Annotated in this window: 32 protein-coding genes and 1 tRNA gene; 16 read left to right on the forward strand and 17 right to left on the reverse strand. The window is 70.4% G+C overall.

Translation table 11 applies throughout. The features are described 5' to 3' along the window. Nucleotide 1 precedes the first annotated feature (1 nt). A complete protein-coding gene (locus NKG98_RS13095) occupies nucleotides 2-1,009 on the reverse strand; it encodes a DUF5784 family protein (RefSeq protein WP_254766365.1) in 1,008 nt (335 codons plus the stop codon). A 167-nt stretch (nucleotides 1,010-1,176) separates the two neighbouring features. Here NKG98_RS13095 and NKG98_RS13100 point away from each other — a divergent pair, with 167 nt between their 5' ends. Then, nucleotides 1,177-1,350, forward strand: coding sequence for a DUF5786 family protein (locus tag NKG98_RS13100; RefSeq protein WP_254766366.1), 174 nt, complete (start codon nucleotides 1,177-1,179; stop codon nucleotides 1,348-1,350). Between the two features lie 113 nt (nucleotides 1,351-1,463). On the opposite strand, the gene NKG98_RS13105 is transcribed toward NKG98_RS13100, so the two are convergent. Next, a complete protein-coding gene (locus NKG98_RS13105) occupies nucleotides 1,464-2,381 on the reverse strand; it encodes a YkgJ family cysteine cluster protein (RefSeq protein ID WP_254766367.1) in 918 nt (305 codons plus the stop codon). A gap of 105 nt (nucleotides 2,382-2,486) precedes the next feature. Here NKG98_RS13105 and NKG98_RS13110 point away from each other — a divergent pair, with 105 nt between their 5' ends. After that, on the forward strand, nucleotides 2,487-2,732 hold the full coding sequence (locus NKG98_RS13110) for a DUF7561 family protein (RefSeq protein WP_254766368.1): 246 nt from the start codon (nucleotides 2,487-2,489) through the stop codon (nucleotides 2,730-2,732). A 3-nt stretch (nucleotides 2,733-2,735) separates the two neighbouring features. Here the strand turns inward: NKG98_RS13110 and NKG98_RS13115 are convergent. Further along, nucleotides 2,736-2,820: transfer RNA gene (locus tag NKG98_RS13115), tRNA-Glu, on the reverse strand. Nucleotides 2,821-2,982: 162 nt separating this feature from the next. On the opposite strand from NKG98_RS13115, the gene NKG98_RS13120 reads away from it, so the two are divergent. Beyond that, a complete protein-coding gene (locus NKG98_RS13120) occupies nucleotides 2,983-4,791 on the forward strand; it encodes a helicase C-terminal domain-containing protein (protein ID WP_254766369.1) in 1,809 nt (602 codons plus the stop codon). Nucleotides 4,792-4,956: 165 nt separating this feature from the next. Here the strand turns inward: NKG98_RS13120 and NKG98_RS13125 are convergent, their stop codons facing one another. The 3 genes from NKG98_RS13125 to NKG98_RS13135 form a co-directional block, all read right to left on the reverse strand. Then, nucleotides 4,957-5,751: a helix-turn-helix transcriptional regulator gene (locus NKG98_RS13125; RefSeq protein ID WP_254766370.1), complete on the reverse strand. Its 795-nt coding sequence runs from the start codon at nucleotides 5,749-5,751 to the stop codon at nucleotides 4,957-4,959. Between the two features lie 222 nt (nucleotides 5,752-5,973). Continuing rightward, nucleotides 5,974-7,056, reverse strand: a complete 1,083-nt coding sequence (locus tag NKG98_RS13130; RefSeq protein ID WP_254766371.1) for a class I SAM-dependent methyltransferase — start codon at nucleotides 7,054-7,056, stop codon at nucleotides 5,974-5,976. Continuing rightward, a complete protein-coding gene (locus NKG98_RS13135; RefSeq protein ID WP_254766372.1) occupies nucleotides 7,049-8,173 on the reverse strand; it encodes a 60S ribosomal export protein NMD3 in 1,125 nt (374 codons plus the stop codon). Before NKG98_RS13135 ends, NKG98_RS13130 begins: the two co-directional genes overlap by 8 nt. A gap of 509 nt (nucleotides 8,174-8,682) precedes the next feature. Here NKG98_RS13135 and htpX point away from each other — a divergent pair. After that, nucleotides 8,683-9,558 carry a zinc metalloprotease HtpX gene (htpX, locus tag NKG98_RS13140; RefSeq protein ID WP_254766373.1) on the forward strand — a complete coding sequence of 292 codons (876 nt, stop codon included), beginning with the start codon at nucleotides 8,683-8,685 and terminating at the stop codon, nucleotides 9,556-9,558. Here the strand turns inward: htpX and NKG98_RS13145 are convergent, their stop codons facing one another. Further along, nucleotides 9,559-9,873 (reverse strand): HalOD1 output domain-containing protein, encoded by a 315-nt coding sequence (locus NKG98_RS13145; RefSeq protein ID WP_254766374.1) that lies wholly within the window; start codon nucleotides 9,871-9,873, stop codon nucleotides 9,559-9,561. It lies immediately after the preceding gene. A gap of 307 nt (nucleotides 9,874-10,180) precedes the next feature. Between NKG98_RS13145 and pspAB the strand changes: the two genes are divergently transcribed. The 3 genes from pspAB (at nucleotide 10,181) to radA (ending at nucleotide 13,075) form a co-directional block, all read left to right on the forward strand. Next, nucleotides 10,181-10,786, forward strand: a complete 606-nt coding sequence (pspAB, locus tag NKG98_RS13150; RefSeq protein WP_254766375.1) for a PspA-associated protein PspAB — start codon at nucleotides 10,181-10,183, stop codon at nucleotides 10,784-10,786. 67 nt (nucleotides 10,787-10,853) lie between these two features. Next, nucleotides 10,854-11,924 (forward strand): outer membrane protein assembly factor BamB family protein, encoded by a 1,071-nt coding sequence (locus tag NKG98_RS13155; RefSeq protein WP_254766376.1) that lies wholly within the window; start codon nucleotides 10,854-10,856, stop codon nucleotides 11,922-11,924. A gap of 119 nt (nucleotides 11,925-12,043) precedes the next feature. Beyond that, entirely contained in the window at nucleotides 12,044-13,075 is a 1,032-nt protein-coding gene (gene radA, locus NKG98_RS13160) for a DNA repair and recombination protein RadA (protein WP_254766377.1), read from the forward strand. A 4-nt stretch (nucleotides 13,076-13,079) separates the two neighbouring features. On the opposite strand, the gene ddfA is transcribed toward radA, so the two are convergent. The 9 genes from ddfA to NKG98_RS13205 form a co-directional block, all read right to left on the reverse strand. Then, on the reverse strand, nucleotides 13,080-13,409 hold the full coding sequence (gene ddfA / locus NKG98_RS13165; RefSeq protein ID WP_254766378.1) for a DdfA family disk-determining factor: 330 nt from the start codon (nucleotides 13,407-13,409) through the stop codon (nucleotides 13,080-13,082). A gap of 86 nt (nucleotides 13,410-13,495) precedes the next feature. Continuing rightward, on the reverse strand, nucleotides 13,496-13,888 hold the full coding sequence (locus NKG98_RS13170) for a hypothetical protein (protein ID WP_254766379.1): 393 nt from the start codon (nucleotides 13,886-13,888) through the stop codon (nucleotides 13,496-13,498). 142 nt (nucleotides 13,889-14,030) lie between these two features. Continuing rightward, nucleotides 14,031-14,450, reverse strand: coding sequence for a Fe-S cluster assembly sulfur transfer protein SufU (gene sufU, locus NKG98_RS13175; RefSeq protein WP_254766380.1), 420 nt, complete (start codon nucleotides 14,448-14,450; stop codon nucleotides 14,031-14,033). A gap of 87 nt (nucleotides 14,451-14,537) precedes the next feature. Beyond that, nucleotides 14,538-15,782 carry a cysteine desulfurase gene (locus tag NKG98_RS13180; RefSeq protein WP_254766381.1) on the reverse strand — a complete coding sequence of 415 codons (1,245 nt, stop codon included), beginning with the start codon at nucleotides 15,780-15,782 and terminating at the stop codon, nucleotides 14,538-14,540. Nucleotides 15,783-15,862: 80 nt separating this feature from the next. Beyond that, nucleotides 15,863-16,681: a DUF8054 domain-containing protein gene (locus NKG98_RS13185; RefSeq protein WP_254766382.1), complete on the reverse strand. Its 819-nt coding sequence runs from the start codon at nucleotides 16,679-16,681 to the stop codon at nucleotides 15,863-15,865. 78 nt (nucleotides 16,682-16,759) lie between these two features. Further along, the gene (locus tag NKG98_RS13190; protein ID WP_254769474.1) at nucleotides 16,760-17,053 is read right to left on the reverse strand and encodes a DUF424 domain-containing protein; all 294 of its coding nucleotides are present in this window, start codon (nucleotides 17,051-17,053) and stop codon (nucleotides 16,760-16,762) included. A 38-nt stretch (nucleotides 17,054-17,091) separates the two neighbouring features. Next, a complete protein-coding gene (locus NKG98_RS13195) occupies nucleotides 17,092-17,856 on the reverse strand; it encodes a tetratricopeptide repeat protein (RefSeq protein ID WP_254766383.1) in 765 nt (254 codons plus the stop codon). A 75-nt stretch (nucleotides 17,857-17,931) separates the two neighbouring features. Then, nucleotides 17,932-19,173, reverse strand: coding sequence for a cation:proton antiporter (locus NKG98_RS13200; protein ID WP_254766384.1), 1,242 nt, complete (start codon nucleotides 19,171-19,173; stop codon nucleotides 17,932-17,934). A 5-nt stretch (nucleotides 19,174-19,178) separates the two neighbouring features. Further along, a complete protein-coding gene (locus tag NKG98_RS13205; RefSeq protein ID WP_254766385.1) occupies nucleotides 19,179-19,604 on the reverse strand; it encodes a hypothetical protein in 426 nt (141 codons plus the stop codon). An 88-nt stretch (nucleotides 19,605-19,692) separates the two neighbouring features. Here NKG98_RS13205 and thpR point away from each other — a divergent pair, with 88 nt between their 5' ends. From thpR to NKG98_RS13225, 4 genes are read left to right on the forward strand one after another with little or no spacing between them, the layout of a single operon-like run. Beyond that, nucleotides 19,693-20,250 carry an RNA 2',3'-cyclic phosphodiesterase gene (gene thpR / locus NKG98_RS13210; protein ID WP_254766386.1) on the forward strand — a complete coding sequence of 186 codons (558 nt, stop codon included), beginning with the start codon at nucleotides 19,693-19,695 and terminating at the stop codon, nucleotides 20,248-20,250. Between the two features lie 53 nt (nucleotides 20,251-20,303). Next, nucleotides 20,304-20,456, forward strand: a complete 153-nt coding sequence (locus tag NKG98_RS13215; protein WP_254766387.1) for a 50S ribosomal protein L39e — start codon at nucleotides 20,304-20,306, stop codon at nucleotides 20,454-20,456. Between the two features lie 9 nt (nucleotides 20,457-20,465). Continuing rightward, entirely contained in the window at nucleotides 20,466-20,744 is a 279-nt protein-coding gene (locus NKG98_RS13220) for a 50S ribosomal protein L31e (protein ID WP_254766388.1), read from the forward strand. Nucleotide 20,745: 1 nt separating this feature from the next. Further along, entirely contained in the window at nucleotides 20,746-21,408 is a 663-nt protein-coding gene (locus tag NKG98_RS13225; RefSeq protein ID WP_254766389.1) for a translation initiation factor IF-6, read from the forward strand. 124 nt (nucleotides 21,409-21,532) lie between these two features. Here NKG98_RS13225 and NKG98_RS13230 read toward each other — a convergent pair whose 3' ends face one another. Continuing rightward, a complete protein-coding gene (locus NKG98_RS13230) occupies nucleotides 21,533-22,003 on the reverse strand; it encodes a hypothetical protein (protein WP_254766390.1) in 471 nt (156 codons plus the stop codon). Between the two features lie 323 nt (nucleotides 22,004-22,326). On the opposite strand from NKG98_RS13230, the gene rpl18a reads away from it, so the two are divergent. The 5 genes from rpl18a to NKG98_RS13255 all read left to right on the forward strand — a co-directional run bounded on the left by rpl18a (nucleotide 22,327) and on the right by NKG98_RS13255 (nucleotide 25,891). Further along, nucleotides 22,327-22,503 (forward strand): 50S ribosomal protein L18Ae, encoded by a 177-nt coding sequence (rpl18a, locus tag NKG98_RS13235; RefSeq protein ID WP_254766391.1) that lies wholly within the window; start codon nucleotides 22,327-22,329, stop codon nucleotides 22,501-22,503. Then, nucleotides 22,500-22,946: a prefoldin subunit alpha gene (gene pfdA / locus NKG98_RS13240; RefSeq protein WP_254766392.1), complete on the forward strand. Its 447-nt coding sequence runs from the start codon at nucleotides 22,500-22,502 to the stop codon at nucleotides 22,944-22,946. The genes rpl18a and pfdA overlap by 4 nt, the downstream gene beginning before the upstream one ends. Before the next feature lie 9 nt (nucleotides 22,947-22,955). Then, nucleotides 22,956-24,293: a signal recognition particle-docking protein FtsY gene (gene ftsY, locus NKG98_RS13245; RefSeq protein WP_254766393.1), complete on the forward strand. Its 1,338-nt coding sequence runs from the start codon at nucleotides 22,956-22,958 to the stop codon at nucleotides 24,291-24,293. A gap of 66 nt (nucleotides 24,294-24,359) precedes the next feature. Next, on the forward strand, nucleotides 24,360-25,070 hold the full coding sequence (locus NKG98_RS13250) for an SCO family protein (protein WP_254766394.1): 711 nt from the start codon (nucleotides 24,360-24,362) through the stop codon (nucleotides 25,068-25,070). Then, the gene (locus tag NKG98_RS13255) at nucleotides 25,067-25,891 is read left to right on the forward strand and encodes a sulfite exporter TauE/SafE family protein (protein ID WP_254766395.1); all 825 of its coding nucleotides are present in this window, start codon (nucleotides 25,067-25,069) and stop codon (nucleotides 25,889-25,891) included. The genes NKG98_RS13250 and NKG98_RS13255 overlap by 4 nt, the downstream gene beginning before the upstream one ends. Nucleotides 25,892-25,987: the final 96 nt, after the last annotated feature.

Consider the following 25,987-nt stretch of genomic DNA (forward strand, 5'->3'; position numbering starts at 1 on the left):
CTCAGTCGACGAACTCGATCGCTCCTTCGAGGTCCAGCGGTACCGCGCCCTTCCGGTAGCCCTCGACGCGCCCGTCCGGGCGGGCCCGGTAGACGACCGCCGGGCGGTGGCGGACGTCCGGCCGCTCGCCGCGGACCGCGGCCCACGAGTCGTCACGGAAACTCGAACAGTCGACGAAGAGGACGGCGCCGCCGCCGTGTTTCTCGAGTTGGCCGTTCGTCTTCGTCTCGGCGGTGTCGCGGACGGCGGCGACGGGCCCCGCCGCCGCGCGGTTCGCGGGCGGCTGGGGTCGGGTGACCTCGACGAGGACGTTCGTCGCCTCGTCGGTCGCCCGGAAGTCCAGCGAGTGCCCCGTCGTCACCTCGATCTCGGGGACGACGTCGTAGCCGGCGTCGGTGAGGACCTTCGCCGCGAGGAACTCGGCCATCGCGGCGCTCATGCGGACGCGGTCGACGTGGTCGCTCGTGCCGAGTTTGCCCGACATGACGTGTCTGTGCTCGTCGAGGACGCCGGTCGAGAGGAACGCCTCGAAGAAGCGGGTCGCCTCGCGGCGGCCGGCGTCGGGGAAGCCGGCGGCGTGTTCGCGGAAGAACGACCGGGTCGACTCGCGGCCGTCCTTGGACATGAACACCGGGAGGAAGTACCACGAGAGGTGCGGGTAGTCCGCGAGCCACGGCTCCTCCTCGTGGAGGGTCGCGAGCAGTTCGCGCTGGGCCCACCGCGAGACGTGGTAGGGGACCTCGCGCCAGCCGAACTTGTCGGTGCGCCACAGCGAGGACGGCGTCTCGGTGTTGCCCATCCAGTAGGCCTCGTCGTCGCGGCGGGCGAACAGCGCGACGTCGCCGTTTTGCATCTCGAAGCGGTGGGTCGCCCAGCCGCCGCCCGCGTCGAAGCGGGGGTCGACGGCGCGGGCGCCGATGTTGCTGTTCAGGGGCTGGAAAATCCGTCGTCGAACGCGTTGTTCGCTCCAGTGTTCGGGCGAATATCGAAAGCGAAGCGGCCGTGCCACGGCGACCCGTACGGGGCCGGCGTGCATACGTCTTCCCCTCCGCACACGGCGTCTCCCCGCCGGAAAATCGCCCGAGTGCGGCGGGTCGACTTCTGTGCACGCGCCGCGGGGGTGTGAACGACCGTTACATTGATTAGCGGCAACTTCCAAATATGAGTGTAGTTACCATGTCAATGGGTGCCTATGACGAGGACGAGCACGAGCGCCGTGAGCAGCAGGCCTCGAAGGTCGACGCGGACTTCGACGACGAGCGGACGATCTACCACGGGAAGATCGAGTACGACTCGGGTGATTCGGCGGAGGCGCTCCTGAACAAGTTCGAGGAGATCAAGTCCAACTAGCGGCCGACGGAGCCGACTGTTCTGCGGGGGCGTGTCGCTGGCGGCCGCTCGCAGCGTCGGCACCGCCCTCCCGGCCGCGCGGCGAACGACACCACCGGCAGCGGCGGCTGTGCTCACTCCCCCGGTACGGACTCCTCCACGGCGTCCCACCCCGGGGTCCCGGGTGCGCCGCGGTCGTCCTCGACCTCGCGGGCCGCGTCCGGGTCGGGGGTCTCCCCGCCGTCGCGGCGTCGCATCCACTCGCGGATCGCGCGGCCGGCCCACGAGTCCGCCGCCAGCGCCCGCGCCCGCGCTCGCTCGTAGTGGGGTTCCGATATCGAGAGCGTCCCGGGGCTGGAGGCGGCCGCGACGGCGAGGAACTCCGCGCGGTCCGCCCGGCTGAGGGCGTCGTCCGCGAGGCGGTCGACCCGCCCGGCGAGGTCCCCGGGCCGGGGGTGGACGAACACCTTCTGACCGATCGCCTGCGGGCCCAGCAGGAGGCTCCCGGCGTCGGGGTCGTCGGGGGCGTCGTCGACGAGTCGCTCGCCGCCGACGGCCCCCTCGACGCGCTCGCACTCGGTCTCCTGGCCGAGCGCGAGGTTGTGCGCGGGGTACTCGGCGCACTCGCTCGGGTACAGGTCGTCGTCGTGGATCCGACACTGCAGGGTCGTCGGATCGAGGAAGACGCAGGTCGGCAGCCACGCGGCCGCCTCGCGGTCGAACGGCGCGACCGGCTTCGGCGGCTTGCGCAGGCCGACGAAGAACGCGGGCCGGCCGGCGACCGCGGCGAGTTCGCGGCCGTCGACCTCGACGCGTCCGTCGATCCCGTCGGCCTCGCTCGCGCGCCAGAGCCGGGGGGTCAGCGCGTCGCCGAGGCCCGCTTCGAGGAACGCCCGGACCTCGTCGCGGGTGAGTGGCACGAGGTTGTACGTGTCGTCGAGCGGCCGCCGGGGCCCCCGGCGCTCGTGTTCGATCGCCTCCCTGACGGCCGGGTCGAGCAGCGGCCGCCAGTCGATGCAACAGCCCGCACAGCCCTCGCAGTTCACCTCCATGCGACGGCGTACGACGCGGGCGCGCAAATACTGTCCCCCGGTCGTCGCCGGTCGCGGGGCCGCCCGAGGGGAACGACTTTCAGCGTCGGCGACCGATATTCGGCTATGGCACAGGGGACCTGCGACGGCTGTGGACGAGCCGTCACGGCCGCCGGCGGCGTCGCCAACCTCTGGACGTTCGGCGACCGCGACGGCAGCGAGGGCACCGGCATGACCCTCGAGTTCGAGGACGGCTCGACGCACCTGCTCTGTTACCCGTGTATCGACGCGCTGCCGGACGGGCCGACGGCCGCGGACGTCGAGCGACTGGAGCGGGTCGACGGGGAGACGTCGCGGCTCGTCGGCCCCTAAAAGCGGAAGGGGTGGGATTCGAACGCCACGAGGCCCGAAGGCCTCCGCGGGCGAGGCCCGCGGTGCTCTTCCGCTGAGCGACCCTTCCGCACGCGGGGGCGACGGCGGAGTTCGTATTCGTAATCTGGTCGCTACCGACCGCTAGGGGTCGGTTTCACCGCCGCCGGCGCCGGGTGTCGCCCCGGCCGTCGCCCTCGCGGCGGGAGACGCTTCGCAGACTTTAGGGCGCCGCCGGACGCTCACCCGAACGGTGAACCCCGAGCGGATCTTCGAGGCGTTTCCGGCGCCCAGCTACCGCGGCAACCAGGAACGGGCCCTCCGTGACGTCCGCGACGCGTTCGCGGCCGGCAACGACGTGGTGCTGGTACGTGCGCCGACCGGCAGCGGCAAGTCCCTGCTCGCGCGGGCGGTCGCCGGCTGTGCCCGGCGGGTCGACGAGGCCGACCCGAGCGAGGCGACCGGCGCCTACTACACGACGCCGCAGGTCTCGCAACTGGACGACGTCGCCGCCGACGACCTGCTCGCGGACCTCAACGTCGTCCGCGGGAAGTCGAACTACACCTGCATCCTGCCGGGGGAACTCGACACGCCGGTCGATCGGGCCCCCTGCGTCCGCGAGCGCGGCTACGACTGCTCCGTGCGCCACCGCTGTCCGTACTTCTCGGACCGGGCGATCGCCTCGAACCGGTCGATCGCGGCGATGACGCTCGCGTACTTCATGCAGACCGCCGGCAGCGAGGTGTTCCGCAAGCGCGACGTCGTCGTGATCGACGAGGCCCACGGGCTGGCGGAGTGGGCCGAGATGTACGCGACGATCCGACTGGGGCCGCGGACGGTGCCGTTCTGGGACGACCTGCGGGTCCCCGCGGTCGACGGCCTCGACCGGGCCGCGCGCTTCGCGGAGAACCTCGCCGGGGTCTGCGAGCGCCGCAAGGACGACCTGCTCGGCCGGGAGGAACTCTCCCCGCGGGAGGTACGCGAGCGCGACCGCCTCCAGGAACTGCGCGGCGACCTCGACTGGTTCGTCTCGGACTACCGCGACCCGGAGAGCCCGACGACGTGGCTGGTCGATCAGGCCGACCCCGCCGACGCCGACGACGAGGACGTCGGCGGGCCGCTGACGATCAAGCCGATGAACCCCGAGCGCTACCTCGCGCACACGGTCTGGGACCGCGGGAACAGGTTCGCCCTGCTGTCGGCGACGATTCTCAACAAGGAGGCGTTCTGCCGGCACGTCGGCCTCGACCCCGCGAACGTCGCCCTCGTCGACGTCGGCCACACCTTCCCCGTCGAGCGCCGGCCGCTGTACGACGTCACCCGGGGGAAGATGACCTACGAGGCCCGCGACGAGACGCTGCCGAAGGTCGCCCGAACGATCGTCCGGATCATGCAGGCCCACCCCGACGAGAAGGGGCTGATCCACGCCCACTCCTACGACATCCAGGAACGACTGGCGGAGTACCTCCGGGAGTTCGGCGTCGGCGAGCGCGTCCGCACCCACTCGCGGGACGGCCGGGACGCCGACCTCGAGGCGTGGAAGGCGAGCGGCGACCCGGACGTCTTCCTCTCGGTGAAGATGGAGGAGGCGCTGGATCTGAAGGGGGACCTCTGTCGGTGGCAGGTGCTGTGCAAGGCGCCCTTCCTCAACACGAGCGACTCGCGGGTCGCCCACCGTCTGGAGCAGGGCCAGTGGGCGTGGTACTACCGGGCGGCGCTGCGGACGGTCGTCCAGGCCTGCGGGCGGGTCGTCCGCGCGCCCGACGACCGCGGGGCGACGTACCTCGCGGATTCGAGCCTGCTCGACCTGTTCGAGCGGGCGAGAACCGACATGCCCGACTGGTTCGCCGATCAGGTCGACCGCATGGAGCGCCCGGACCTGCCGGCGTTCGAGCCGCGGACGGCGCTCGGAGGGCCGAACGAGGGGTCGGGTCGCGACGGCGGTGACGCGGCCGCGGACGGGGACGGGGACGAGGGGTCGTACTCCTCGCGGCGTCGGCGACGGGCGCGACGGTCGTCGCGGTCGAGTCCGCTGGCGGACGTCTGGGAGACGGACCGGTAGCCCGACTCCCGTCGGCGGTCGACGACGCGCGGTCCGGTGTCAGTCAGAGGGCACAATCGCAGGGGTGTCCGAGCATCGCGACCGACTGCCGCCGTGTCGACGGTCGGCGCCGTCTCCCAATTATCTACGCCCCGGGACGTGTTTCAGGGGGTGAAACACCCGACCTCACTCCGGCGCCGCGAGGTCGGCCGGGTCGACCGGGCGCGCGCCGTCGCGGTGGCGCCGGTACCACCGGCGGGCCCACTCGCGCAGTCGGTCGTCGTCGCTCTCGACGACGCCGGCGAGGCGACCGCCGTCGTACGCCCCGAGGAAGACCGTCTCGCCGTAGAGCGTCACGCCCATCGACGGCGCGGTCGCGGCGACGTAGAGGTCGTAGCCGTCGAGCGCGACCGACTCGCGGAGCCGTTCGGGGTACCGCTGCTCGACGAACCGGAACGTCTCCTCGCCGAGGACCAGTTCGGTCGGCGCGTCGCCGTAGACGATGGGCGCGTGCAGCGTCATGAACTGGCGGCTCATGACCGGCGAGACGCCCCGGAACCGGTCGCCGTCGGCCGCTTCGAGGCGGTCGGCGTACCACTCGACCGGCCGCTGGGGGTTCTCCGCGGTCGCCGACGCGACCCGGGCCGTCTCGAGCCAGGCGGGGTCGAGGCCGTCGACGCCGTCGAGGTGGGCGAAGACCGGAGCGACCCGGTCGAGCGTCCGGAACCGCGCCCGCGCGCGCCGGTAGCTTTCGAGGGCCAGTTCGCCGAGGCCGGTGGCGACGTACGTGCCGTCGTCCCGGCGACACCAGTCGCGCTCGCGCAGGTCGGCGAGCGTCCGGTGGACGGTCGTCCGCGAGGCGCCGGTCGCCTCGACGAGGTCCGCCGGCCGCGCCGGACCGTCGGCGAGGCGTTCGAGCAGGTCGACGCGCGCGGCCGACGCCGAGAGGTAGGCGACGTCGCGGTCCGGCTCGTCGGTCATCTCGATGAAAGTTCACGCCAGTCTAGGTAAACCGTTACGATCCGTACCGGCGCGGCCGGCCGTCCCGCCGCCGCGGCGTCGGCGGCCGCTCAGAGCGCCAGCGACGCCGTGTAGGCCACCATCGAGGTGACCATCAGGACGGCAAACAGCAGCGCGAAGACCTGACTTCTGTCCATCGTGAGTTCGTTCTCCCGCCGGGGGCAAGAAAGTCACGCACGCGGGTCAGTCAACCCGCGCGTCGACGACGACGTGGGCGACCCCCGCGCTGTGGCTCTTGACGCGCCGGCGGTCGAGGACGTCGAGCGAGCGTCCCGCCGCCTCGACCGCCGATTCGAGGCGTTCGAGCGGGCGCTCCCACAGCAGCGCCTCCGGCGTCGCCTCGTGGTAGTGGAGGACGCCGCCCGGCCGGAGCGCCGCGAGGGCGGCCGGGAGGAACTCGTGGGCCTCCTCCGTGCGGGTCCCGTCGCCCGACTCGTCGACGCCGTCGGCCCGGCCGTAGTAGCCCATCACGACCCGGTCGACCGACAGGTCTCCAGCGAGGTCGCGGCAGTCGGTCGTGTAGGCGTCGACGCGGTCGGCGACGTCGTTGCGCACCGCGTTCTCCAGCAGGTAGCGGAACGCGGTCGGGTTGAGTTCGGTCGCGGTCACCCGCGCGCCGGCGCGGGCCATCGGCAGCGTGAAGTAGCCGACGCCGGCGAACATGTCGAAGACGTGCTCGTCGGCGTCGACGAGGTCGCCGGCGCGGGCGCGCTCGGCCTGATTGCCCGGCGAGAACATCACGCGCGCGGGGTCGAGGCCGTACCGGATCCCGTGTTCGACGTGGACCGTCTCCGTGTCCCGCGCGCCGGCGAGGTGGCGCGTCCGGGGCTCGCGGTAGGTGCCGGCTTCGCCGTCGTTTTCGATCCCCTCGTCGGCGAGGACGGTCTCGGCCTCGCCGTGGAGGTCGAGCAGCGCGTCGGCGAGGGCGGCCTCGTCGGGGCAGTCCTCGGGAACGCACACGAGGACGACCGAACCGATCACGGCCCACGACCCCGGCGCGGCCGCGATCTCGGCGTCGCTCCAGCCGCGCTCGGCGAGGAGGTCGTCGAGGTCGCGACGGCGGTACTCGGGGTCGACCTGCCGGATCACCTCGCGGACGGCCGTCTCGGCGGGCGGGTCGGTGATCGGGAGCGCGACCGTCTCGGCGTCGTACTCGCGGACGCGCCGGTCGTCGTCGTAGACGCCCTCGGCGCGCAGCGACGCGATGGCGGCCTCCGAGCGGCCTTTCTCGACGACGGCGGCGAGCGGGGCCTCGTCCTCAGTCATCGCTCTCGTCGGGCAGGACGTGCAGGCCGGCGCGGCTTTTCAGCACGGAGACGGTCTCGGCCCCGGGGTCGAAGTAGTCGGGTCGGGCGACCGTCTTCGCCTGGTAGGTCTCGGGGTCGAGCACCTGGACGGCGTGGTCGTCCTCGACCGCCACGACGGTGGTCTCGACGGCGTCCTCGTGCTCGCCCAGTTTGCGCGCGTCGGGGGAGGCGCCCTCCTCGTAACTCGCCTCGTAGCGCTCGCCCGTGGTGAGGCGGGTCCCCTTGAGGTTGCCGTGGGCGCTGCGGACGAGCACCGGGCCGCCGTCGTCGTCCGCGAGGTCGATCACGTCGCCCGGCGTGTACGGCGGGAGCCTGACCGCGTAGGTGACGCGGTAGACCTCGTTGCCGTCCTCGTCCTCGGTGACGAGCGTCTCCGAGTCGGTGACGGTGCCGCCGTACTCCTCGACCATCTTGTTGGCGATCTTCTTGCCGATCTTGTTGGTCGAGACCTTGACGTCTAGCCCGTCGTCGACCTCGCCCATCTCGGTGACGAACGCGTTGCGGTCGCCCGTCGCCTCCATGTCGGCGACCACGGTATTGGCGATCGTCTTCGCCCGTTCGACCTCCTCGGCCGTCGGGGTACGCTCGGCGGCCCGGATCTGGACGACGCTCGCGTAGTAGTCGCCGGCGATCCGGCCACAGCGCGTACACGTCTGGCGGGCGATCTTGACGGGCACCGTCACCTGCTCTTCGACCGGGGTGCCTCGCACCACGCCGGTGAAGTAACAGTGCATCCGGATCGTGTTCCGGTCGACCTCCTCGGGTTCGACCTGCCAGGCGACGTCCTCGACGTCGACGTGGACGCCCAGCGCCTCGCTGACCTCCTCGATCGCGACGTCGGTGTAATCCTGTGCGCCGACGTCGACCCACCGTCGACCGCGGTGGACCGCACCGCACTGCGCGCAGACGCGCACGTCGATCCGGTCCGGCGCGTCGACGAACTCGAAGTCCTCGAAGTAACAGGCGTCACAGAGGTCGACCTCGGCGCCGGGCCGCAGCGGGTCGGACGCGTCGCTCTCCGACCGCTCGGGCACCGGATCGCCACAGCGCGGACAGAACGCGCGCGTGTCGCTCATCGGTCACGGTTGGCGATTGATCTCCATAAGCGGCCCGTTCGACGTCCCGGACGGTCGCCGCCGCCTCGATTCGTTCTCGCGCGCTGAAAACTCCACTCGAAGCGAAGGGGTCCGCGGGACGTCGGCCTATTTTCACGGCGTGAAAACTCCACACGAAACGAGGGGGTTGCGCGTCCGGCGACGGCGGCGCCGGATCGCCGGAGAGCGTCTGCGGGCTACGAACCGGTCGTTCTCGGGTTCCCGGGTCGACCCGTCCGATCGGCGCGGCGCGGACCCCGCCCGCGCGGACCCCTCCGGTTCCGGTCGAGCACGGGGATCGATCCGTCAGACGTCCGTCAGACTCGTCCTTCGGGTGGCCCGTCAGACGTTGCCGGGCCACACGGCCTCCAGGCGAAATAGGGGGGTTCGCGTGTCGGCGTCGATAGGTGTTGGGGCGGTGACAAGTCGGCCCCCGCGTGCGACGGACCGATGCGGCGACACTTATCCCGCTCGCGTCCGTACTGGTTCGCATGAACTGGCAGACGGACTGGGGGCTGCGGTTTCGAATGTTTCTGACGATGTTCCTGCTGTTCGCGCTGTACATCGTCTTCGCCGGCGTGATCACCGCCTACTTCAGGGGCGGTCTGCTCGTCTTCGCGGTGCTGTTCGGCGGGATGTCGATGGTGCAGTACTACTTCAGCGACACGCTCACCCTCCGGAGCATGGGCGCGCGGACGGTCTCGGACGACGAGTACCCCGAGTTGCACGCCTCGATCGAGCGCCTCTCCCAGCAGGCCGACCTCCCCAAGCCGAAGGTGGCGGTCGTCGACTCGGGGGTTCCCAACGCGTTCGCGACCGGACGCAACCAGAAAAACGCCGCCGTCGCGGTGACCACGGGGCTACTGAACACCCTCACCCGCGAGGAACTCGACGGCGTGCTCGCACACGAACTCTCGCACGTGAAAAACCGCGACATGATGGTGATGACGATCGCCTCGTTCCTCTCGACGATCGCGTTCATGATCGTCCGCTGGGGCGCGTTCTTCGGGGGCGGGCGCAACCGACAGCAGGGCGGCGTCGTCGTCGCCATCCTCGTCTCGCTGGTCGTCTGGATCGTCAGCTACCTGCTGATCCGCGCGCTCTCGCGGTACCGCGAGTTCTCCGCCGACCGCGGGGCCGCGGTCATCACCGGCAACCCGTCGGCGCTGGCGTCGGCCCTGCTCAAGATCTCGGGGCGGATGGACGAGGTTCCCAAGCAGGACCTCCGCGAGGAGGCGGAGATGAACGCCTTCTTCATCATCCCGATCAGGTCGGGGGTCGTCGGGCGGCTGTTCAGCACCCACCCATCCACCGATCGCCGGGTCGAGCGGCTGCGCCAGCTCGAACGCGAACTCGAGGTGGCCTGATCACTCGAGGCGGCGGACGACGACGAAGCCGTCCCCGTACACCGTGACGCCGTAGCCGGCAAGCGGGAACCACAGGTGGCCGTCGGCCCGCCGGCTGTCCGAGTTCGTGGCCGCGAAGATTTCGTCCAGCGCGTCGGGGTCGACGCGGTCGTACAGCAGTTCGAGGTCGGTCGGCTCCGTCCCGGACAGTTCCGCGACGGTCGAGACGACGGTGGCGGACAGCGACTCCCCGTCGTCCGGGTCGTGGTGGGTGTGGGCGGTGTTGATCGTCGGGTCTCCGCTCGGGCGTGGACTGTTGCTCTCTGACGCGTTCATGGCTGAATCCCCGTCTTCGCCGAGTGTCTCCCTCGCTGACAGGGGAACAACGGTATCACGGGCGATACCATAAAACCCCGTCAGACATTTTACAGCTATTTGTCTCACAAAATAAAGTACGAACGGCGAGGGGTGCCGGTTCGCGTCGCCCGCGGCGTAAGACGCCACGCCGTCGGGCGATTCGCCCCGTCAGGGCGTCGTCGTCGTCCGATCTCGCTCGTCGGCGCCGCCCGACGGCGCCCCGCCGGGGGGACGCCGGCGCCGTCGACCAGTGACACTTTACCGGTTCGGTACCCTGCCTCGACGCATGGGACTGCTCGACGGACTCCGCGCCATCTTCGGCACCCGGGCGGAGACGGACGCGAGCCGCGACGCCGACCCCGAGGACCTCTTCGGGATGAGCACCGCCTACCTCACGATGGAGGCCGACCTCGGCTACGAGTCGGTCGGCGCGGGCGCGCTCTGCTTCGCCGGCGTCGACTCCACCGACTTCCGCGACGCCGTCGACGAGGTGCGGGCGATCCTCGAGGCCGGCCGCGAGGACACCGGCACCGACTTCGCGGTCACGGAGGACGACCACGGCTACCACTGGGTCGTCTTCGAGGAGTCGGACCCCGAGGACCTCGTCACGAGCATGCACTTCGCGGCGGACACGTTCGTCGAGCGCGGCTACGGCTCGCGGCTGCTCGCCGCGGTCTTCGGCTACGAGGGCGAGAAGGGGCCGGCCTACTGGATCTACTCGTTCCGCCGGGGGGCGTTCTACCCGTTCGCCCCCCGCCCGGGCCGCGAACGCGACTCGGGCGTCGAGTTCAAACTCGAGTCGGTACTCGACGGCGAACTCGAGATCGAACGCGAGAAGGAGTACTGGTACCCGCTGTGGCCGAGCGCGAGCGGGCGCCACCCGTGGGAGTAGCCCCGAAGTCGCGTTCCGCGTTCGCGTTTCGCATCCGTTTTGACGCCGTCGTGCGTACCCCGACCCGGTGAGCGACTGGAACCAGTTCCGGGGCGACGCCCGGAACACGGGGCTGCGAGTCGACGTCGAGGGGCCGGACCGACCCGAAGCGGCGTGGACGGCCGACCTCTCCGGGGCGCCGGTCGGCGCGCCGGTCCTCGGCCGGGAGACCGTCTACGCGGGCGACGACCGCGGCAACCTCTACGCCTTCGACGCCGAGTCGGGCCACCGCTGGTGGGTCTCGGAGGCGTTCGACCCCGTCGCCTCGACGCCCGCCGCGGCCGACGGGGTCGTCGGCGTCGCCCGCGCGGACGGGACCGTGGCCGCCCTCGACGCGACCTCGGGCGACCGCCGCTGGGAGTACGAGGCGACGGCGCCGGTCGAGGCCGACCTCGCGCTCGCAGACGGGACCCTCTACGTCGGCGACGCCGACGGGCTGACGGCGCTCGACGCGGCGACCGGCGACCTCCGCTGGGCGAACGAGACGTACGGCCCCGTCGCCGGCGCCCCGGCCGTCGCCGACGGGCGCGTCTACGTCGGCACGGCCGACGAGGCGGTCCACGCCCTCGACGCCGAGACCGGCGAGGAGGAGTGGAAGGCACCCACGGACGGGACGGTCGTCGGCGGACCGACCGCGGTCGACGACCGGGCGTACGTCGCCGACGACGACGGGACGCTGCTCGCACTGGACGCCGAGACGGGCCAGACGTGGTTCGCCTACGAGGCCGGCGCGGCCTTCACCTCCTCGCCGACGGTCGTCGACGAAACGACGTTCGTCCCGGCCGCCGACGGCTACGTTCACGTCACCGACACGACGTTCGGCAACCGAAAGCTCCGGGGACTGCTGTTCGCGAAGAAGGGAATCGGACTCGACGGTCGTCCCCGCGGGTCGCCGGCCGTCGCGGGCGACGTCTGCTGCGTCGCCGACGCCAGCGGCGGCCTCTACGGGATCGACCGCGACGACCTCGACTTCGACTGGCACCTCCCGCTCGACGCCCCCGTCGCGACCGGCCCGGCGCTCGCCGACGGCCGCCTCTACGTCGCCCGCGAGGACGACCGCCTCGCCTGTCTGGCGTGGGACGTCGACCCGTCGCCGTAGCGCGCCCTCGTACCTGAACCCTCGGCACCGACCCGGCGTCGCCCGGCCGCCGCCCGGCACTTTCACTTTCACTCTCCTGTTAACGAGGCTTTATGAGGGATCCGGCGCAACGGACGGGTATGGCAGACGTAGACCTCGAGACCCTCCCGGGCGTCGGACCGGCGACCGCGGACAAACTCAAAGACGCTGGCTTCGACTCCTTCCAGAGTCTGGCCGTCGCCTCCCCCTCGGAGCTGTCGAACACGGCCGACGTCGGCGAGTCGACCGCCGCCGACATCGTGACGGCCGCCCGCGACGCCGCCGACATCGGCGGCTTCGAGACCGGTTCCGCGGTGCTGGAGCGACGGAACAAGATCGGCAAACTCACCTGGCACATCGACGAGGTCGACGACCTCCTCGGCGGCGGCATCGAGACCCAGTCGATCACCGAGGTGTACGGCGAGTTCGGCGCCGGCAAGTCCCAGGTGACCCACCAGATGGCCGTCAACGTCCAGCTTCCACAGGAGGTCGGCGGCCTCCACGGCAGCGTCATCTTCATCGACTCCGAGGACACCTTCCGGCCCGAGCGCATCGACGACATGGTCCGCGGGCTCCCGGAGGAGGCCATCGAGGCGACCCTCGAGGACCGCGAGATCGAGGGCAGCCCCGACGACGAGGAGACGATGGAGGCCCTCGTCGACGACGTCCTCGAGAAGATCCACGTCGCGAAGGCGTTCAACTCCAACCACCAGATGCTGCTGGCCGAGAAGGCACAGGAACTCGCCGGCGAACACGAGGACTCCGAGTACCCGGTCCGCCTGCTCTGTGTCGACTCGCTGACCGCGCACTTCCGCGCGGAGTACGTCGGCCGCGGCAACCTCGCCGACCGCCAGCAGAAACTCAACAAGCACCTCCACGACATCGACAAGGTCGGCAACCTCTACAACGCCGCCATCGTCGTCACGAACCAGGTCTCCTCGAACCCCGACGCGTTCTTCGGCGACCCGACCAAGCCCATCGGCGGCAACATCCTCGGCCACAAGTCGACGTTCCGCATCTACCTCCGCAAGTCCAAGGGCGACAAGCGCATCGTCCGCCTCGTCGACGCGCCGAACCTCGCCGACGGCGAGGCCGTCATGCGCGTCCAGGACGGGGGTCTGAAGCCCGAGTGACCGGTTAACCCGATCCCGATCCCGATCCCGATCCCGTTTTCCTCCCGCCTCGCGCCGCCCGGTCGTCGCCGGGCGGGGCGAGCGAGACCGTCACCCGTTCCCGGTCGTCGACGGTGACCTCGTACCCGCAGTACGTGAACGTGACGCGGCCCGCCCGCGGCCGCCCACCTCGCGTCGGTTCGAACAGCGCGTCCAGCGCCTCCGGATCGACCACGTCCCACAGCGGCGGCAACCCGAGCGGGTCCCTGTCCGCGGCCGCCGCCACGGCGTCGACGATGGCTTCGGTGACGGATCGGCGTTCGTCCTCCGTTCCCTCGGAAATCTCGGTAATCATCGGACTCCGTACGCCGCTGGACGACAAAAGCCTACCCGTGGGTCCAACGGCGCCGGAACCGCCGAAACGCCGCGCGCCGCCGCCGGTCATTCCAGCGCGTCGAGCGCCGCCCGTCGCTTCTCGACGACCGCCTCGATCCGCGCTTTCTTGTCCTCGGGGTCTTCGAGGCCGTGTAGCCAGCGGACGCCGGCGTAGAACGCGACCAGTCCGTCGATCTCCTCGTCGGTGAGCCTCCCGAGGTCGCCGGCGGCCGACTCGTAGATCACCGGCGCCTCGACGCGCTCGGTCACCCGCTCGTAGCCGCCGTCGGCGACCAGTTCGTCGACGTAGTCGTACGACCGGAGTTCCTCGGCGAGCGCCTGTCGGAGCCGTCGGGCGGCGTCGCGCTCGCGCTTCCAGTACAGCAGGTACGAGCCCGCGGCGGTCGCGATCGAGCCGATGACCGCCCCGAGGACGAAGCCGGTGGCCGTCTCGACCATGCGGTCGCTTCGCCGCGACGGCGGGTAGGACCGCGGCTTGCGAGCGTGGTCGGCCGTCACGCGACGGCGTCGCGTGCCGAACCGACTGTACGCGGCCGCCGGCCCGCAGGCTCACCGGCGGCGAGTCGGGGACCGAGCAGAATCAGTCCTCGGTCGTCGTCTTGTCCTTGTCGAGTTCGCCGCGGTAGATCTCGGCGCCGTCCTGTGCGACCTTCTCGGCCAGCACCGCGCACTTGACCCGCATCGGCGAGATGTCGACGCCGAGCATGTCGGTGACGTCGTCGCGGTCCATCTCCAGCAGGTCGTCGACGGTCTTGCCCGCGAGTTCGGTCGAGAGCATGCTCGCGGAGGCCTGGCTGATCGCACAGCCGTCGCCGGAGAACGCGACCCGCTCGATGGTCTCGCCGTCCTCCTCCAGACGGACGTCCATGCGGATCTCGTCGCCGCACATCGGGTTCTCGCCGACGTGCGAGAAGGTGGGGTCCTCGAGTTCCCCGTAGTTGCGGGGGTTCTTGTAGTGGTCGAGGATCTGCTGTCTGTACATGTCCGAGCCCAGTCCCATCGTACGCGTCGGTACGGTCGTCCCCCCGAAAAGGGTTCCGACCGCCCGCAGACCCGTCGTCGCGCGACGGCCCGGACGCGGGTCGCGTTACGCGAACAGGTCCCGCGCGTCCTCGACCGCCTCGACCAGTTTGTCGACCTCCTCGCGGGTGTTGTAGACGTAGAACGAGGCCCGCGCGGAGGCGGCGACGCCGAGTTTGTCGTGTAGCGGCTGGGTGCAGTGGTCGCCCGCGCGGATGGCGACGGCGTGGTCGTTCATGATCGAGGCGAGGTCGTGGGCGTGGACCGATTCGAGGTTGAAGCCGACGAGGCCGCCCCGCTCGGGGCCGGGTTCGGGGCCGTAGATCTCGACGTCGTCGAACTCGGCCAGCCGTTCGTAGGCGTAGGCGGCGATCCCCTCCTCGTGCTCGCGGACGCGTTCCATCCCGATCCCTTCGAGGTAGTCGACGGCGGCGTGGAGGCCGACGGCCTCGGCGATGGGGGGCGTGCCGGGCTCGAACCGCCACGGGAGTTCGGCCCACGTGGACTCCTCGAAGGTCACCTTGCGGATCATGCCGCCGCCGTAGAGGTACGGCGCGAGTCCTTCGAGCAACTCGCGTTTGCCGTAGCAGACGCCGATGCCGGTGGGGCCGGCCATCTTGTGGCCGGAGAAGGCGTAGAAGTCGGCGTCGATCGCGTTCACGTCGACGGGCCGGTTGGGGACCGCCTGCGCCCCGTCGATGAACGCGAGCGCGCCGTGGTCGTGGGCGATGTCGACCAGTTCCGAGACGGGGTTGACGGTGCCGAGCGTGTTCGAGACGTGGACCGCGCTCACCATCGCGGTGTCGTCGGTGATGCACTCGCGGGCGTGGTCTACGTCCAGCCGGCCGTCCTCGGTGATCCGGACGTACTTCACGTCCGCGCCCGTCCGCCGGGCGATCTGTTGCCACGTCACGAGGGAGGCGTGGTGTTCCATCTCCGTGAGCACGACCTCGTCGCCGGGGCCGAGTTCGTTCAGCCCCCACGAGTAGGCGATCAGGTTCTCGGCCTCGGTCGTGTTCTTCGTGAAGATGATCTCCTCGCGGCCGTCGGCGCCGACGAACTCGGCGACGCGGTCGTGGGCCTCCTCGTAGGCGATCGAGGCCTCCTGGCTGAGGTGGTGGATGCCGCGGTGGACGTTCGAGTTGTACCGCCGGTAGTAGTCGCTCATCGCCTCGACGACCGGCTCCGGGGTGTGCGTCGTCGCCGCGTTGTCGAGGTAGACGAGCCGCTCGCCGTCGAAGCTCCGGTCGAGGATGGGGAAGTCCTCGCGGATCCCCTCGACGTCGAGGGGCTCGAGGTCTTGCTGGCTCATTGTCCGTACGGAGGGTCCCCACACAAAACACTCCTTCGGTCGTGCCCGGCGCTCGCGGCGGTTCGGTCGAGCGGAGCCGGCTACTGTGCCACTTCGAGGATCCGCGACCCGCAGTCGTCGCAGGTGACCGCGTACACCTGACGGGAGCGACAGCACGACTCGACGGTCTCCTCGTCGATCGAGATCGGGCCGTCACAGGTCGGACAGACCTCGACGAACGCCCGGAGGCCGCTTGCCACCCGACTGCGGGTCTGGACCGACAGCGCCCCCCAGCCGTCGACCCGGTCGGCGAGCACGTCGGCGCCGGCGATGTCGGCCAGCAGCGCGGCTTCGGACTCCCAGCGCCCGGCGAGGCCGCCGTCGACACGGGCGCCGACGGCGTCGGTCTCCCCGCGCGAGGCGACGGCGACCCCGTCGGGGTCGACCCCGAGGAACGCGGCCACCTGCCGCTCGCGGTCGCCGTCCCGGTACTCGACGACCCGCTCGCGCCACGCCTCGCGGACGTCGTCGGCGAGACAGAGGTCGTCGACGTCGTCGCAGGGGGCGACGACGCCGGCGTCGAGCAACGTCTCCTCGGGGTTGGCCCCGTCCCGACCGACGTCCGTCGCCTCCGGCGCCTCGAAGTCGGCGGGGGCCTTGTCGAACGCCGCGAGCAGCCAGTCGGGGAAGTACCGTTTCGTCAGCGTCGGCGTCCCGGGGACGAGGTAGCCGCGGAAGTAGATCGCCCCGAGCGAGACGCCGAGGACGACGGGCCCGGCCGGCGGGACGGCGATCGCGGCGGCCGCCGCGAGGACGACCGCGATCGCCATGTTGACAGCCGTACACGGGATACAGCGGTTCTCGCCGGTGTACTCCGGCTGGCGGAGCCAGTCGATCGTGCGCGAGAGCGCGGAGTGCATACCCACGAGTACGCTTCCCCGCTCAAAAACCTTCGTGTCCGATGGTAATTCGCAATCGCGTCGACGGTCGACGGGATCTCAGAACAGCCGCAGCAGTTGGGCGTGTCGCGTCTCGCCGATGTCGAGGACGTTCGCCTCCTCGACGAACCCGGCCTCGACGGCGAGGGCGACCGAGCGGGTGCCGACGATGTTGGCGACAGTCGCCCGCGCCAGACTGTCGACGACGGCCTCCTCGTCGACCTCGTCGCCGGCGTAGAACTCCTCGGTGACCGTCAGCGAGAGGTCGCCGGTCTCGAAGGTCTCGCCGAGGACCTCCCGGTCACAGACCGCGACCAGCAACCCCTCCTCGGTCTCGCGCTCGCGGACGATCAGCGAGCCGTCGGCGCCGGCGCCGTCGGCGGTGTCGCCGGTCATTCTCGCATCCGCTCGCGTTCCTCGACGAGGCGTTCCTCGGCGCGCTCGCGCATCTCGTTTGCCTCCTCGGCGATCTCCTCGGCCTCGTCGTACTCGCCGAGTTCTTCGAGGATACGGGCTTTCTCCTCGAGTACCTGCGCGTCGCGCAGGCCGAGGCGGATCGCGTTGTCGACGCAGTGCAGTGCCTCCTCGGCGAGGCCGCGCTCGGCGAGGAAGAACGCCCGGTTGTACCAGCCCTGGGCGAACCGTTCGTCGATCTCGACGGCGCGCTCGGCGTGTTCGAGCGCCCCCGCGGTCTCGCCGAACTCCCAGAGGGCGTACGCGAGATTCGTCTCGGCGCTGGCGGCGTGCTCGCTTTCGTCGTCGATCCGAAGCGCCTCGCGGTGGGCGCCGATCGCCTCGTCGTACTCCTCGAGTTCGGCGTGGGCGACGCCCTTGTTCACCCACGCCTCCTGTTCGACGAGGTCGTCGTCGGCGAAGCGGGCCGCGCGCTCGAACGCGTCGGTCGCCTGCTCGAAGCGGTTGATCCGCATGTAGTTCAGCCCCACGTCGAGCAGTTCCTCGGCGTCGACCTGCGCTTTCGGGATCTGGTGCTGGTCGAGCGTGTCCGCGATGACGCGCGAGTCGACGGGGTCGACCTTCGCGGGGTCGACGTCTAGCTCCGGTGGATCGAGGTCGAACTCGTCGTAGGGATCGTCGAAGCCGGCACCTTCGGAGAAGCGGTGCCCGCGGTCGCGGTCGCGCTCGCCCTGGTCGGTCATCGGCGCGGAGTTGGGTGCCGCGATGGTTAAGACCTGCGCTCGGCCGCGAGCGTCCCGACGGGCCGGCGGGCGCGTTCAGACCTCGGGCTCGGTCCCCGCGGCGTCGGTGAAGACGAGGTCGTCGCTCCGGCGCAGCCAGTCGACGCCCCACTTGACCGTGACGGGGACGAGCGCGGTGGTGAAGATGGCCGTGAACACGAGCACCGAGAACAGCTCCTGACCGATGATGCCCGACGAGAGGGCGATCGAGACGATGACGATCTCGACGGTGCCGCGGCCGTTCATCCCGAAGCCGATCACCAGCCCCTCCCTCGCGGAGAGCTTCGTCGGCAGCGCGAACAGCCAGCTACCGGCGATCTTGCCGACGAACGCGACCACGACGACGGCGGCCAGCAGTTGCGGGTTCTCCGTGAACACCCCGAGGCTGAGGTCGAACGCGACCGTCACGAAGAATATCGGGGCGAAAAAGCCCATCGCGAGGTCGTAGATGACCGTGTACATGTGCTCGTAGATGTCGGGTTCGAGCTGGGCCTGCCGGAGGAACAGCCCGGCCATGAAGCCGCCGACGATCATGTGCAGATCGACGGCGGCGGCGAAGAACGCGAAGGACAGCGAGACCACGAGCGCGACGGTGAACGCCGACGTCTTGTCGACGAAGTCGTGGCGCTCCATCCGCCGTTCGAGGTGCTCCCAGAGGTACGGGAGAAAGCGGTCGCCGACCACGATCACGATCGCGAAGTACGCGAGCGCCTCGGCGGTCAGCGTCGCCAGCCCCAGCAGGGAGACGTCGCCCGTCTCGACGAAGCCGGTCACGCCCGCGAAGACGACCATCACGCCGACGTCCGAGAGGAGCGCGCCGCCGAGCAGGACGCTCGCGATGCGGGTGTCGAGGATGTCGAGGTCGACCAGGATGCGCGACTTGGTCGCGAGCGAGGTCGCCGCCATCGCGATGCCGACGAACAGCGCCTGCTCGATGGAGGCGCCGATGGCGACGCCGAGGCCGTAGCCGAGGGCGAACGGGACGACGAACCCGCCGAAGGCGACCATCAGCGCCTGCGGGCCGAGCTGGACGAGTTCGTGGATGTCCACCTCCATGCCGACGTAGATCATCAGCAGGAAGACGCCGAGTTCGGCCAGCACGTCGAGCTCCGGCGCCGGCTGCAACACGCCGAGCAGCGCGGGGCCGAAGACGATGCCGGCGAGCAGTTCGCCCATCAGCGCCGGGTAGCCGGCGCGCTCGGCGAGGGTCCCGACGATCCACGCGAGCGTGAGCACCGCGAGCAGGTTCAGCAGATCGATGCCGGCGGCTTCGACCATTCCATCTAGTCGGTGGTCGCTCGAACGTTAAGGAACCACCCGCTCGTCCGTCCGAGGAGGAGGGCGGTCCACGCCAGCCCGACCCCGCAACCGAGGCCGACGAGGTGGGGCCGGACGGCCGCGACGGCCGGTGCGACGAAGAGGTCGACCGTCGCGCCGACGAACGCGGCCGCTGCGACCGCGGCGAGCGCGACGTCGACGGCCGGCTCACACCCCACCGCCGCCCGCACGCGCCGACCGACGTCCCCGAGGTACGCCGGCGCGACGAGGCCGGCGGCGACCGCGAGCAGTCCGAGGAAGGCGGCCGTGACGACCGAGAAGCCGCCCCCGGCGCTGCGCCCGAGCACGAGCGCGGCCGCGACCGCGAGGTGGACGGCGGCGTCGGCGGCGCCGAGGGTCGTCCGGAGGCTGCGGCGGGAGCGTGCGCTCATCGCGGGCGTGTGGCGTACGCGTCGCCGACCCGAAAAGGTCTGCCCGGCAGGAGGACGGTTTCAAGTCCGGCGGCTCCGAACCTCCGGTATGCGACTGTTCGTCAGCGTCGACCTGCCGGACGAACTCGCGGAACCGGTCGCCGACCTCCAGGAGGCGTTCGCGGACGCCTCGGGGCTGAACGTCACCGACCCGGAGCAGGCCCACGTCACCCTGAAGTTCCTCGGCGAGGTCGACGAGGATCGGTTGCCGGCACTGTGCCGGGAACTCGACGCCGCGGTCGCCGACGCGGGGGTCGACCCCTTCACCGCGCGGTACGGCGGGCTGGGGGTCTTCCCGAGTCTCGACTACATCAGCGTCCTCTGGCTGGGCGTCGAGGCGGGCGGCGAGGAACTGACCCGGCTCCACGAGGCCGTCGAGGAGCGGACGACGGCGATGGGGTTCGAGCCCGAGAGCCACGAGTTCACCCCGCACGTCACCCTCGCGCGGATGGAACACGCCGGCGGGAAGGACCTCGTTCGGAGACTCGTCCGCGAGCGCGACCCGACCGTCGGCGAGACGACCGTCGACGAGGTACGCCTCACCGAGAGCACGCTGACGCCCGACGGACCGGCGTACTCGACGGTCGAGCGGTTCCCGCTCGGCTGATCGCCGTTCAGATGGACAAGATTTTAAGCCAGCGTAAGCTACGTCCGTCCACTATGGGCAAGAAATCGAAGGCCAAGAAGAAGCGGCTGGCCAAACTCGAGAACCAGAACAGCCGCGTTCCGGTCTGGGTCATGCTCAAGACGGACATGGAAGTGCAGCGAAACCCCAAGCGCCGTAACTGGCGGCGAAGCGACACCGACGAGTGATCGAGAGCCATGAGCGCCAGTGATTTCGAAGAACGCGTCGTGACGGTACCGCTGCGGGACGTGAAGAAGGGGGCCAACCACGAGGCCGCCGACCTCGCGATGACCATCGTCCGCGAACACCTCGCCAAGCACTTCGCGGTCGACGAGGACGCCATCCGACTGGACCCCTCGATCAACGAGGCCGTCTGGTCGAACGGCCGGTCGAACCCACCCCGAAAGCTCCGCGTCCGCGCCGCGCGCTTCGACGAGGCGGGCGAGGCCGTCGTCGAAGCCGAGGTCGCCGAGTAACTTGCTTCGCGCCGCCTTCGCGGGGTCGGCGTACGTCGGCGTCTTCGCCCGCGCGACCGACTCGTGCGTGCTGGTCCGTCCCGACGCCGACGACGCCCTCGTCGCCGACCTCTCAGCGGAACTCGCGGTGCCCGCCGTGTCGACGACCGTCGGCGGCGCGTCGACGGTCGGCGCGCTGGCGACGGGCAACGAGAACGGCCTGCTGGTCAGCAGCCGCGTCCTCGAATCCGAGCGGGAGCGACTCGAGGAGGCCGTCGACCTGCCCGTCGTCGCCCTTCCCGGGGCCGTCAACGCCGCGGGGAACGTCGTCCTCGCGAACGACTACGGCGCGTACGTCCACGCCGACCTCCCGCGGGAGGCCGTACAGGCGGTCGAGGAGGCCCTCGACGTCCCCGTCGAGCGCGGCGACCTCGCCGGCGTGCGCACCGTCGGGATGGCGGCCGTCGCGACCAACGAGGGCGTGCTCTGTCACCCGAAGGCGACCGACGCCGAACTCGACCACCTGGAGGAGGTACTCGACGTCCGCGCCGACGTCGGCACGATCAACTACGGCGCGCCGCTGGTCGGCTCCGGCCTGCTCGCAAACGAGTCGGGCTACGTCGTCGGTCAGGACACGACCGGACCGGAACTCGGCCGAATCGAGGACGCGCTCGGCTATCTGTAACCGGCGAGACGTCGTCGACTATAGTACTCTTCGTCCGTTCTGTAGGCCGTAGCCGGCCGAACGCCCACGTTCGTAGCCCGGGGCGTCGGAGCGAACCCCGCCGCGGCGCCCCGCGGACCCCGACTCAGTCGATGGGGTCGAGCATGTCGACGAATTCGAGGACGCTGTCCTGCGTGTACGTGATGACGTCGACGACGAGGTACTCGGTCTCGACGATGAGTTCCTCGGTGTAGACGATCCGGTCGGCCATCTCGCCGATCCGGTCGGCCATCGCCCCGATTTCGTCGACGGTGTAGAGGACGCCGTCGAGGCTCTCGAGGTACAGCACCTCGCCGGTCTCGGAGAGCACCATGACGACCCGGTCCACCTCACAGCAGCCGTTCCGGTTCAGGAACAGGTAGTAGGTGCTGCCGTCTGCAAGCGGCGCGTAGATGAACGATTCGCCGAAGTACGTCTCCGCGAACGAGACGGACGTTCCGGGCTCCAGTTCGATCTGGTAGGAGTCGTCGTCGCTCTCGGCCGCGGCGGTCGTCGCGGCGCCACCGCCGGCGACGGCGGCGACGCCGAGGTTCGAGATGAATTTCCTGCGGTTCATTGTGTGTCGTCCGCCCAAGTGACGCATCGGTGTTGGGCAGTATTGCAAATACAATGCAAACACGATAATAAATGTGTTGATCGAAGGTCGTCGGAATCGGCCTTGGAACGTTCGAATACTTCCCTGTGGTCCTATGCGGGGTCGGTCGGCGGGGACCGCCGTCCCATCAGTCGCCGGTTGGTATTGTGATATTTAAGCAAAACCATTGTGCGCGTCTCGGCGTTCGAGTCGGACTGCCGACGGTTCCCGCCCCGCTGTCCGGCTTCTCCCGGGTGCTCGCACGAACGGGAACATTCTTCCGACTCCCCGACGCAGGGGTTAGCATGAGTAAGTTCACCGTCACCGGTCGGTTCAAGGATCGTTCGAGCTACACGGAGTTCGAGACGGCCATCGAGGCCGAAAACGAGTCCGTCGCCCGCGAGCACGTCCTCTCGCAACTCGGCAGTCGCCACGGCGTCAAGCGCACGCAGGTCGAACTCGAGGAGGTCGCGGAACGATGAGCAGCCAGCAGCAACTCCAGGAACTCTCCCAGCAGCTTCAGGAGATCCAGGAACAGATCGAGGCCCTCCAGGGGTCGGTCGAGAACATCCGCCAGCGCCAGACCGAGGTCGACGAGGCGATCGAGGCCCTCGAATCGATCGAGACGGACTCGGTCGTCCAGGTTCCCCTCGGCGGCGGCGCCTACGTCCGCGCGCGCGTCGAAGACGTCGAGGAGGTCATCGTCGAACTCGGCGCCGACTACGCCGCGGAGTTCGAGCGCGACGGCGCCGTCGACGCCCTCGAGAACAAGAAAGACCGCCTCGACGACCGCATCGACGAGATCACCGAAGAGATCTCCGAACTCGAAGCCGAGAGCACCCAGCTCGAAGGGCAGGCCCAGCAGCTCCAGCAGCAGGCGCTCCGCCAGCAGATGCAGGGGATGCAGGGCGGAGACGAAGAGTAGGACCGGGGCATGTTCGACAACCTGAAGGAGAAGCTCGGGAGCTTCCGCGAGGAGGCCGAGGAGGCGGCCGAGGAGAACGTCGAGGCGGTCCCCGAGGAGGAACTCGCGGACGCCCCCGAAGAGAACGTCGAGGACGCCCCCGAGGGGGCCGACGCGGAGGCGGACGCGGGCGACTCGCCCGGCGCGGCCGTCGAGGCCCCGGCGGACCCCGAAGCGGCCGTCGATCCGAAGCACCCCGAGGGTGACGCCCGGCCGTCGGCTACCGATCCGTCGGCGGTCGCTGCGGAGCCCGAGACGACGGGCCGGCCCGAGTCGGACGACGAGGCGATCGGCCAGCCGGACGCCGATACCGCCGAGGCCGAACCCGAAGCCGCGCCCGGGGCGGATGCGGCCGCCGGCTCCGAACCCGAAGCGGGCGGCGACGCCGACGCGGGCGAGTCGGCCGACCCGAACGCGACGGGCTTTGGCCGCAAGGCGAAGTCGCTCGTGCGCGGGCGGTTCGTCATCGAGGAGGACGACCTCGAAGGGCCGCTGCACGAACTCGAACTCGCGTTGCTCTCGAGCGACGTCGAGATGAGCGTCGCCGAGGAGATCCTCGACAACATCCGCGAGGAACTCGTCGGCGAGACGCGCACGTTCACCACCTCGACCGGCGCGGTCGTCGAGGAGGCGCTGCGCGAGGCCATCCTCGACGTGATCAGCGTCGGCCAGTTCGACTTCGACGAGCGCCTCGCCGTCGAGGACAAACCCGTCGTCATCATCTTCACGGGCGTCAACGGCGTCGGGAAGACGACCTCGATCGCCAAACTCGACCGGTACCTCGAGGAGCGTGGCTACTCGACCGTGATGGCAAACGGCGACACCTACCGCGCGGGGGCCAACGAGCAGATCCGCGAGCACGCCGAGGCGCGGGACACGAGGCTCATCAGCCACGAACAGGGCGGCGACCCGGCCGCGGTGCTGTACGACGCCGTCGAGTACGCCGAGGCAAACGACGTCGACGTCGTGCTGGGCGACACGGCGGGCCGACTGCATACCGACGAGGGCCTGATGGACCAACTCGAGAAGATCGGCCGCGTCGTCGACCCCGACCTGACCCTGTTCGTCGACGAGGCGGTCGCCGGTCAGGACGCCGTCAACCGCGCCCGCGAGTTCAACGAGGCCGTCGAAACCGACGGCGCCATCCTGACGAAAGCCGACGCCGACTCCAACGGGGGCGCGGCCATCTCGATCGCCCACGTCACCGGGAAGCCGATCCTCTTTCTGGGCGTCGGTCAGGGGTACGACGACCTCGAACGGTTCGACCCCGAGAAGATGGCCGACCGCCTGCTCGGGGACGAGGCGTAGGGTCGCGGCCGCCGTTCGACGATCGCACCAGACGGCTCTTGCCCGGCCCGTCACTACGTCGGTACGATGTACCGACGGACGCTACTGCAGGGCGCGGCGGCGGGGACGCTCGTCGCCGCGAGCGGCTGTCTAACCGAGGCCTTCGAGGACGAGGGCGGGCCAACGGCCCTCGATCCTCCCGCCGACGGGCCGCCCGAGGGCGCGGACCTCTCCTACCCCACCCACGGGGAACCGTTCCCCGACGTGACGCTCCCGGATCCGATCGCCGGGACGACGGTCGACACCGCCGACATCGACGACGTCTTCGTCTGCACGGCGATCTACGCCTCCTGTCCGTCCGAGTGTCTGATGATGGTGAGCAGCCTCGCCGAGGTCCAGCGCGAGACGATCCGGGAGGGGATCGACGACGAGGTGACGTTCCTCGCGATCACCTTCGACCCCGAGCGGGACACGGCCGAGGTGCTCGAAGACCACGCGAGGCTCAACCGCGTCGATCTCGAGGCGGGCAACTGGCACTACCTCCGCCCCGAGGACGCCGCGGAGGCCAAGGCGGTCGTCGAGGAGCGCCTCGGGGTCGCGTTCCAGCGCGACGGCGGTGACGCCGGGGACGCGGCCGACGAGGGGGCCTACGACTTCACCCACCTGACGCTGACGTTCCTCGTCAACCCGGAGGGGTACGTCGAGCGCGCGTACACGGGCGATTTCACCCCGGTGCGGGGGCCGAGCGTCGAGGAAGTCTTCGAGGACGTCGTCGCGGTCCGGTCGGCGTTCGAATGAGCGTCGCGGCGGCCGTTCTCTCGACGTGCTCCGATCCGGGACTCGATCCGACGCGCGCCGAACCGGTCGCCACGTCGGTGTTTCTCCTGATCGGCCTCCTCGGCGGGGCGCACTGTCTGGGGATGTGCGGTCCCCTCGTGACGACGTACGCCGACCGCCTGCGGGCGGCCGAGGACCCGAGACGGGACCTCCTGACGGTGCGGGCGGTCCGCCAGCACGCGCTGTTCAACCTCGGGCGGGCCGCCAGCTACGCGTTGCTCGGCGGGCTGTTCGGCCTCGCCGGGTCGCTCGCGTTCGTCACGCCGCGGTCGGTCAGCGCCGTCGTCTCGGACGTCCACCTCGTCGCGGGGGTCCTCGTCGGCGCGCTCATCGTCGCGATGGGGCTCAACTACCTGCTCGGGCGCGGCGCGCTCGGCGGCGGCCTCGCGGCGCCGCTGCTCGGGCCGGCGCTCGGACGGCTCCAGCGACGGCTGCTCGCCCGGGTCGACGCGTGGGTCGGCGGCCCGCGGATCGTCGGCCTCGGCGCGGCCCACGGGCTGTTTCCGTGCCCGATCACGTATCCCGCGTACCTCTACGCGTTCGTGCTCGGGTCGCCCCTCGCCGGCGCCACCTCGCTGGCCGCCCTCGGCCTCGGGACGATTCCCGCGCTCTTCCTGTACGCGACGGCGTTCCAGTCGGTGAGCGTCGAGACGCGCGCCCGCCTCCACCGGCTCCTCGGGGCCGCGTTCGTCGTCCTCGGCTACGTCCCGCTCCAGCACGGCCTCGCGGTCGTCGGCGTCGACCTCCCGCCGCTGCCGCTCCCACACTACCAGCCGCTGTGAACCACCCGACGGGCGGCCGGCCCCGGGGCCGAGGTGTGGCCGCCGGACCGTTGCAGGTGCCCGCCCGGGATTCTTGTGACGGATCGTCGTACCGTC

It is taken from the genome of Salinilacihabitans rarus (genome assembly GCF_024296665.1).
GTDB lineage: Archaea > Halobacteriota > Halobacteria > Halobacteriales > Natrialbaceae > Salinilacihabitans > Salinilacihabitans rarus.

Excerpts from the sequence above, each read along its gene's own strand:
- NKG98_RS13100 (WP_254766366.1), top strand. The coding sequence starts at position 1,177 with ATGTCAATGGGTGCCTATGACGAGGACGAGCACGAGCGCCGTGAGCAG.
- NKG98_RS13105 (WP_254766367.1), bottom strand. The coding sequence starts at position 2,381 with ATGGAGGTGAACTGCGAGGGCTGTGCGGGCTGTTGCATCGACTGGCGG.
- NKG98_RS13110 (WP_254766368.1), top strand. The coding sequence starts at position 2,487 with ATGGCACAGGGGACCTGCGACGGCTGTGGACGAGCCGTCACGGCCGCC.
- NKG98_RS13125 (WP_254766370.1), bottom strand. The coding sequence starts at position 5,751 with ATGACCGACGAGCCGGACCGCGACGTCGCCTACCTCTCGGCGTCGGCC.
- NKG98_RS13130 (WP_254766371.1), bottom strand. The coding sequence starts at position 7,056 with ATGACTGAGGACGAGGCCCCGCTCGCCGCCGTCGTCGAGAAAGGCCGC.
- NKG98_RS13135 (WP_254766372.1), bottom strand. The coding sequence starts at position 8,173 with ATGAGCGACACGCGCGCGTTCTGTCCGCGCTGTGGCGATCCGGTGCCC.
- htpX (WP_254766373.1), top strand. The coding sequence starts at position 8,683 with ATGAACTGGCAGACGGACTGGGGGCTGCGGTTTCGAATGTTTCTGACG.
- NKG98_RS13145 (WP_254766374.1), bottom strand. The coding sequence starts at position 9,873 with ATGAACGCGTCAGAGAGCAACAGTCCACGCCCGAGCGGAGACCCGACG.
- pspAB (WP_254766375.1), top strand. The coding sequence starts at position 10,181 with ATGGGACTGCTCGACGGACTCCGCGCCATCTTCGGCACCCGGGCGGAG.
- radA (WP_254766377.1), top strand. The coding sequence starts at position 12,044 with ATGGCAGACGTAGACCTCGAGACCCTCCCGGGCGTCGGACCGGCGACC.
- ddfA (WP_254766378.1), bottom strand. The coding sequence starts at position 13,409 with ATGATTACCGAGATTTCCGAGGGAACGGAGGACGAACGCCGATCCGTC.
- NKG98_RS13170 (WP_254766379.1), bottom strand. The coding sequence starts at position 13,888 with ATGGTCGAGACGGCCACCGGCTTCGTCCTCGGGGCGGTCATCGGCTCG.
- sufU (WP_254766380.1), bottom strand. The coding sequence starts at position 14,450 with ATGGGACTGGGCTCGGACATGTACAGACAGCAGATCCTCGACCACTAC.
- NKG98_RS13180 (WP_254766381.1), bottom strand. The coding sequence starts at position 15,782 with ATGAGCCAGCAAGACCTCGAGCCCCTCGACGTCGAGGGGATCCGCGAG.
- NKG98_RS13185 (WP_254766382.1), bottom strand. The coding sequence starts at position 16,681 with ATGCACTCCGCGCTCTCGCGCACGATCGACTGGCTCCGCCAGCCGGAG.
- NKG98_RS13195 (WP_254766383.1), bottom strand. The coding sequence starts at position 17,856 with ATGACCGACCAGGGCGAGCGCGACCGCGACCGCGGGCACCGCTTCTCC.
- NKG98_RS13200 (WP_254766384.1), bottom strand. The coding sequence starts at position 19,173 with ATGGTCGAAGCCGCCGGCATCGATCTGCTGAACCTGCTCGCGGTGCTC.
- NKG98_RS13205 (WP_254766385.1), bottom strand. The coding sequence starts at position 19,604 with ATGAGCGCACGCTCCCGCCGCAGCCTCCGGACGACCCTCGGCGCCGCC.
- thpR (WP_254766386.1), top strand. The coding sequence starts at position 19,693 with ATGCGACTGTTCGTCAGCGTCGACCTGCCGGACGAACTCGCGGAACCG.
- NKG98_RS13215 (WP_254766387.1), top strand. The coding sequence starts at position 20,304 with ATGGGCAAGAAATCGAAGGCCAAGAAGAAGCGGCTGGCCAAACTCGAG.
- NKG98_RS13220 (WP_254766388.1), top strand. The coding sequence starts at position 20,466 with ATGAGCGCCAGTGATTTCGAAGAACGCGTCGTGACGGTACCGCTGCGG.
- NKG98_RS13230 (WP_254766390.1), bottom strand. The coding sequence starts at position 22,003 with ATGAACCGCAGGAAATTCATCTCGAACCTCGGCGTCGCCGCCGTCGCC.
- rpl18a (WP_254766391.1), top strand. The coding sequence starts at position 22,327 with ATGAGTAAGTTCACCGTCACCGGTCGGTTCAAGGATCGTTCGAGCTAC.
- pfdA (WP_254766392.1), top strand. The coding sequence starts at position 22,500 with ATGAGCAGCCAGCAGCAACTCCAGGAACTCTCCCAGCAGCTTCAGGAG.
- ftsY (WP_254766393.1), top strand. The coding sequence starts at position 22,956 with ATGTTCGACAACCTGAAGGAGAAGCTCGGGAGCTTCCGCGAGGAGGCC.
- NKG98_RS13250 (WP_254766394.1), top strand. The coding sequence starts at position 24,360 with ATGTACCGACGGACGCTACTGCAGGGCGCGGCGGCGGGGACGCTCGTC.
- NKG98_RS13255 (WP_254766395.1), top strand. The coding sequence starts at position 25,067 with ATGAGCGTCGCGGCGGCCGTTCTCTCGACGTGCTCCGATCCGGGACTC.